The organism is Anaerotignum lactatifermentans DSM 14214, assembly GCF_900142265.1.
Lineage (GTDB): Bacteria > Bacillota > Clostridia > Lachnospirales > Anaerotignaceae > Anaerotignum > Anaerotignum lactatifermentans.
In genome coordinates, this window is the sequence record NZ_FRAH01000132.1 from 1 (window position 1) to 3,014 (window position 3,014).

The 3,014-nt window shown below is 40.3% G+C and carries 1 protein-coding gene; it reads left to right on the top strand.

Annotation, left to right across the window (positions count from 1 at the left end; translation table 11 throughout):
• The first annotated feature begins 246 nt into the window (after positions 1-246).
• Positions 247-2,982 (top strand): autotransporter outer membrane beta-barrel domain-containing protein, encoded by a 2,736-nt coding sequence (locus tag BUB35_RS17970; RefSeq protein WP_143185509.1) that lies wholly within the window; start codon positions 247-249, stop codon positions 2,980-2,982.
• Positions 2,983-3,014: the final 32 nt, after the last annotated feature.

The following is a 3,014-nucleotide window of genomic DNA, read 5'->3' on the forward strand; positions in this document are numbered from 1 at the left end:
TTGCTGTTTGTTGACATGTAAATACCTCCTTTTGGTGTCTACTTTATTGTAATAGATAGTTACTTTATGTGTCCACTTTTTTAATATAGATCCACACCGACAGAAAATGTAGAAGAAACCCAGCCGGAAAAAGTACATGTAGAAGGCTGCATACTGGCTCCTGATCATGAAGGAGATTGTGTGACAGAACAGGAAAGCGTGCACGAAGACGGCTGCACATTGGCTCCCGATCATGAGGGTGACTGCGTGACAGCACCAGCAGAAAAGACAGAAGATGAACAGCCAGAAAGAGAACATGAAGATGGCTGTATTCTGCCTTCTGATCATGAAGGGGAATGTGAAGTAGAAGAAATGCCTTTGCGAGCACCCAAAGCAGGAGATACTTTAACTGTTGGTGAAAACGGAGATTATGATTCCTTGGCAGCTGCGGTTGCTGAGGCAAACAAAAGTCAAGAAACAGACATTACTATTGAATTGTTGAATGATATTGATGCAACAGAATGTGCACGTATTACCGACGAGGCAGAAGTTCATAAAAACATTACCATCAATGGGAATGGTAATACAATCACTCGTGGAGAGGATTTTAAAACAATTCAGGATGATGCAAGAAGTACATATAATCCTGCGATGATTGAAGTGACAGCACCACAGGGAAAAGGTGTAACATTGAGATTGGAAAATATCTTCTTGGATGATGCTGGTAAACATGAAGGGGAAGTTTTTGCACAGGCGATTAGCGGAGATGTTCCTGAAGGTGAAGTAAAAGATAACGTCAAGTATGTTCAGGATGCCATTGTAGCAGGCTATGGAAATGGTAATGATACTGCTGAAATTATTCTCGGCGAAGGTGCTGTTCTGAAAAACTTCGGGGGTATGTCTGCTGTCCGTGTAACGGGCGGAGCGACATTGACCATGGAAAGCGGTTCTAAAATCTGCGACGATACTGTTACTGATAGAATTAAAGGTGATACAGGTAGCAACGGTTCTGCTGGTGCAGTATGGGTTCAGGGAACTCATGTAGATATGGAAAAAGACGCAAAAATTTACGATGTAACTGGTCGTGCGTTTTATGTAGATGGTGGCAGTGCTGACATTGATGGTATCATTTCTAATATCAAAGCGGATAAAGATATGTGGCAGGGAAATACTGGTATAGCAGTTCACGGACGTGGAGATTCTGATATCGTATTGAAAGCTGATTGCCAGGTTAAAGATTTCAATGTTAATGCAAGTCAAGGTTCTGTTGTTGGTATGTATGGCAGTGATTTAGATATGAAAGATGGAGCCACCATTGATAATATCAAAGGAATTTCTGCTGTATATATGGATGACTTTAATAATGATTATCAACACAAAGCGTTGATCAACGGTACTGTAAGTAATGTTGAAAATAACCCTGTTATGCGTTCCTGGTATGGGCATATTGAAATTGGTCTTACTGGTGTGGTAAAAGATTGTGTATCGGAAGATGGTTGGAAAGATGGACAGGTATTGTATACCAATAACGGTTCCAGATATACAATCAGAGGACATATCATTAACAATAAAGGTACTGCAATTTATATTGCAAATCAGAGCGGTGGTCGTCCAGAAGTTGTCATGGAAGAAGGCGCAGTGATTTCCGGCACAAAATCAGCAGCTTTATTGGGTAGCGGTGTTGCTGTGCGCGTTAATAATGGCTCCTTGTTTACAATGAATGGTGGTACTATTGAAAAGAATAATGTCGGTGTAGAAGTAACGGGGAAAACTGAATATAAAGGTGTTCAGTTTATTATGAATGGCGGCACCATTTCAAATAACACGTCTGGCGTTAAATACACAGTAACTGGTGAATCCATTGTGCAACTGAATGGTGGTACGATTAGCGATAATGGTACGAGCTATCAGATTTCTGCAACCGGTGGCTCTGCAAAAGATGCGAATGAAAATATTTTTATTGCTTCCGATGTATTGCAGGGAAAGAAATCTGTTTATTTGAGTTTTGGCACTATCACATTAGATGATACTTATCCTGCTGTATCACTTGGTCAGCCGAACAGCACTTTGAAGAATAGTGTGCAGGGAGCTGCTACAGCAAAAGGTCAAGAAAAAAATGAAGTATGGCAAATTGCGGGTAGTGGGCTTTGGTTCCGTACTCAAGAATCTAGTGATTTCCATTTTACAGTAAACAGACCATACAGTGTTTATAAAGGCATTGGTTTATATGTGGCATATGTTCCTGTTAGTGAGGATGGGACAACAGTTACAAGTGATGTGACTTTTGTTGAACTGGAAAATAAAGAAAATATTGATATTACCTTAAATGGATTGACTCCGGGTCAGGCATATGCGCTGTATTTTGTGACAACAGGTGTATATTATCTGACAGTTACACCTGCAGATCTGACTATTTACATGGGCGGTGAAGATGGTTATGAAGGTACTGTAGTTGATGACGAAGGACATATTAAGACAAGCAATTCTTTGCCCGAACCAGGATTTATTTTCGATTTGCCTAAAGGAATAACTGATGCAGGAAAGATTACTTTTAAAGAAAGCGATAGTGGTAAAACTTGGACAGTCGAACCTTATGATGGAGTATCTGATCACGTTTATAAATTAGTTCCAGCTACGAACCAAGATCCTGTTCGTGTAGAATTCACAAAAGCGGACGGTTCCAAAGTTATCAGTGACCAGTTCAATGTTGGTGAAGCTTTGAATCAGACTTTGGACATGAGTATTTACAAGGGCGATGTTGGAGATATTCGCGTTTGGGTAGATAATGTTGAAAAAACAGGTGTTCAGATTAAGAATCAAACAGGTAAACTGCATGTGCGTGGTACAACCAGTCAAGTAGAATATGCAGATATTTCTGAACAGCCTACTCTTTCTGAAGGAAAACCCGCAGTAACGGCAGAAGCGGGTACAAAGTTTACCATCAATGAAGGCGATGTATTAGCAAGCGAAGAAGGCATTGCGTTGCTGTTTGAGAGGGTATGAAGAAAAGTCTGTAAATAAGATTCTTCTATGAT